Origin of the sequence: Pseudonocardia sp. (genome assembly GCF_025965585.1) — a bacterium.
GTDB lineage: Bacteria > Actinomycetota > Actinomycetes > Mycobacteriales > Pseudonocardiaceae > Pseudonocardia.
This window is the reverse complement of sequence record NZ_JAOPWR010000350.1, coordinates 1-2880: the sequence shown is the minus strand read 5'-3', so window position 1 is coordinate 2880 and position 2880 is coordinate 1. Positions and strand designations below refer to the sequence as shown.

Here is a 2880-nt window from a genome sequence, read left to right as displayed (position 1 = left end):
CAGTACTCGAAGGAGCCCAGGCCCAGCCCGCCGTGCTCCTCCGGGATCATGATCCCGAAGAAGCCGAGCTCGCTCATCTTGTCCCGTAGCGCCATCGGGATCTCGCCGCCCTCGGGGTCGAGCTCATTCGCGACCGGCAGCACCTCCCGCATCGTGAACTCCCGGGCCAGCGCCTGGAACTGTCGGCGGTCCTCGGTGAGGTAGGGGCCGGGGACGGACGTGCCGACGTCCCGGCCGACGTCTCCGGCGGGACGGTCTTCGGTCGTGGTCACGAGGCCTCCAGCGGGGTGCGGCGGGCGATGAGGTTGGTGCGGAGAAAGGAGATGACCGGGTCGCCGCCCTCTGCGAACCCCTCGGTGTGCCAAGTGACGATGCCCTGGTGCGGGCGGCTGCCGGACTCCTTGACCGCCGTGACGGTGCTGCGGGCAGTCAGGGTCTCGCCGACCAGGACGGGCCGGTGGTGAACCAGGTCGTCGACGCCGAGGAACGCGCCGCCGATCTCGCTCAGGTCCTCGACGCTCATCCCGAACACCGTCAGGAAGACGAGCATGGGGTTCACGACGAGGTCGTCGTGGCCCATCGCCCTGGCGTAGAGGCGGTTGAAGTAGGTGGGGTGGTAGCTCAGAGTCAGCGAGGAGAAGGTGCTGTTGTCGGACTCGAGCAGCGTGCGGCCCCAGTGATGCACGTAGACCCCGCCCACGGCGAAGTCCTCGAAGTGGTTCCCCTTGGGCCACAGCCGGGTCGCGTCCGGCTCCGCTGCTCGGGGGGAGGTGTCGACACTCATGGAAAGGTCCTTCCGCCGTCGGGGACGGTCGCGCGGGTCAGCTCGGCGACGGAGCCGAGGCCGGGGAGGTCCGCCAGCAGCCGGCGCAGTCGTGCGGTGGCATCCGGGCCGAGGACGGGGCTGACGAGCCCGTCGAACTTGCGTTGCAGGGCGGGCGCCTGCTCGTCGGGGGAGTGCTGCCAGCGCGGCGTGCTCACGTCGCCCTCGGCCTGCAGCGTGCGGCCGTCGCGCGTTCGGACAGTGACCCGGCCCGCGTAGTGCCCGATGTCGCCGGAGGTGTGGACGCGCACGGTGTCGCGCAGGGCGACCAGCTCGGGGTCCCGCGCGGCGGCGTCGGTGAAGCGGGACTCGTCGGTGGCGCCGGAGTACAGGGCGAGCGCGGTGGTGAAGCGCAGGCTGAACTTTCCCTCCAGGCCGGTCCGCGGCTGCGGGATCGCGCAGACGCCAAGGTGACCGGGCGGCACGATCAGGTCCACGGACTCGATGGCACGGGGGTCCAGACCGCCGACTCGCAGCGCCAGCGCGGCGTCGATCGTCGCGTGTGTGAGGTAGCAGGCGGCGTGGAATTTGAACAACACGGACGCGACGTGCCACGGCTGGCCGAACGGCACCGCCAGGGCGTCCGGCTCGGGTGCGTCGGACAGGACCGGCAGCATCCCGCGCCGCTCGGTGAGCCCCGTGTCCGACGCCGTGAACCCCGCTCCGGCCAGCCGCGCGGCGAGCAGCCCCGCCGCGGCCGCCTGGCCGGCATGCAGGGGCTTGGTCATCGTGCCGAAGTTGGCCTTGAGCCCGGACGCGCTGGTCGCGGCGATGGAGAGCGCCGTTCGGACCCGCTCCGTCGGCAGCCGCAGTAGCGACGCCGCGGCGGCTGCGGCGCCCAGGGTGCCCGCGGTGGCGGTGTTGTGGAAGCCGCGGGCGTAGTGCGCGGTCCCGAGGGCGGCGCCGACCCGGGCCTCGGTCTCGATGCCGGCAACGACGGCCACCAGCAGCTCTCGGCCCCCGACGCCGAGCTCCTCGGCCAGAGCCAGGGCTGCGGGCAGGACGGGGACCGTCGGGTGGCCGCCCATTGCCGCCAGCACGTCGTCGTAGTCCAACGCGTGTGCAGCGGTGCCGTTGACCAGCGCCGCGGCCCGGGCGCCAGTCCGTGCGCCGTGGCCGAGCAGCGTCGCCGAACCGGACGGGGTCTCGGCCAGCGCCACCTCGCGCACAATGCGAACCCCGGGCTCGTCAGTGGCGGCGATCGCCACCCCTAGCCCGTCGAGCACGCACTGCGCGGCGACCGCGAGCGCGGCCGGCCCGACGCGATCGACGGTGATTCCGGCTATTTCCGCGGCCAGGCGGAGTTCCGGTGGGGCGTCGGAGGGTGGCGGTCTGGGAGGCAGGGGGTCGGAGTGGCTTGGCATCGTTGCTGGACGACTCATCTACTCACCACTTCTGTGCCACTAGATGGCATGCGTGCTGTTGGATGGCATAGCGACTGTGCGCCGTGCACCAGTCGGATGTCAATGCCCTGCGGCGGCTTCCCGCCCGTCCTGGATTCGGCGGTGGGCTGGAAGGATGCGGTGGTGAGCGTGCAGAGCGTGTTGCGGAGCCTGCAGGTGCTCGAGGCGGTGGCGGCACGGCAGCCCGTCGGGGTCGCCGACCTCGCCCGCGCCCTCGGCCTGCCGAAAAGCACAGTGCAGCGCAGCCTCGTCACGCTGGCCGAAGCCGGCTGGCTGGAGCACGTCGCCGGCGAGTTCACCCGCTGGACCCTCGGCCCGGCCGCGCGGAGGATCGCCCGGGCTGGCGCCCGCGAGACGAGCTTGCGTGAGGCGGCTCTCGGGCCTATGCAGGCGCTACGGGACGAGACCAACGAGACGATCCACCTAGCCGTCCCCGACGGGACGGAGTGGATGGTGCTCGTCGAGCGGATGGACTCGACCCAACCGGTCCGCACCTTCAACGAGCTCGGCACGCGCACCCCGAGCCACGCCACGTCGACCGGCCTGTCGGTGCTCGCCCACCTGCCCGAGGCCGAGGTGGAGGCCCTGCTCGCCGGCGGCCTCGAGGGGTACTCGCCGACCACGGTCGTCGATCCCGACGAGCTGCGTGCCGAG

Annotated in this window: 4 protein-coding genes; 1 reads left to right on the top strand and 3 read right to left on the bottom strand. The window is 72.3% G+C overall.

Going from position 1 to position 2880, the window contains the following annotated elements; translation table 11 throughout:
- The 3 genes from JWR81_RS21360 to JWR81_RS21350 form a co-directional block, all read right to left on the bottom strand.
- Window positions 1-272, bottom strand: a 272-nt coding sequence (locus JWR81_RS21360; protein ID WP_297655803.1) for an acyl-CoA dehydrogenase family protein, incomplete at its 3' end; no start/stop codon positions are given.
- Window positions 269-784, bottom strand: coding sequence for a MaoC family dehydratase (locus JWR81_RS21355; RefSeq protein WP_297655799.1), 516 nt, complete (start codon window positions 782-784; stop codon window positions 269-271). The genes JWR81_RS21355 and JWR81_RS21360, both read right to left, overlap by 4 nt.
- Window positions 781-2187, bottom strand: coding sequence for an MmgE/PrpD family protein (locus JWR81_RS21350; RefSeq protein WP_297655796.1), 1407 nt, complete (start codon window positions 2185-2187; stop codon window positions 781-783). Before JWR81_RS21350 ends, JWR81_RS21355 begins: the two co-directional genes overlap by 4 nt.
- A gap of 162 nt (window positions 2188-2349) precedes the next feature.
- Between JWR81_RS21350 and JWR81_RS21345 the strand changes: the two genes are divergently transcribed.
- The coding region (locus JWR81_RS21345; RefSeq protein WP_297655793.1) for an IclR family transcriptional regulator at window positions 2350-2880 on the top strand (531 nt) is incomplete at its 3' end.

What these genes read in the sequence shown, in the direction of transcription:
- JWR81_RS21355 (WP_297655799.1), bottom strand. Translation starts at nt 784, where the DNA reads ATGAGTGTCGACACCTCCCCCCGAGCAGCGGAGCCGGACGCGACCCGG.
- JWR81_RS21350 (WP_297655796.1), bottom strand. Translation starts at nt 2,187, where the DNA reads ATGCCAAGCCACTCCGACCCCCTGCCTCCCAGACCGCCACCCTCCGAC.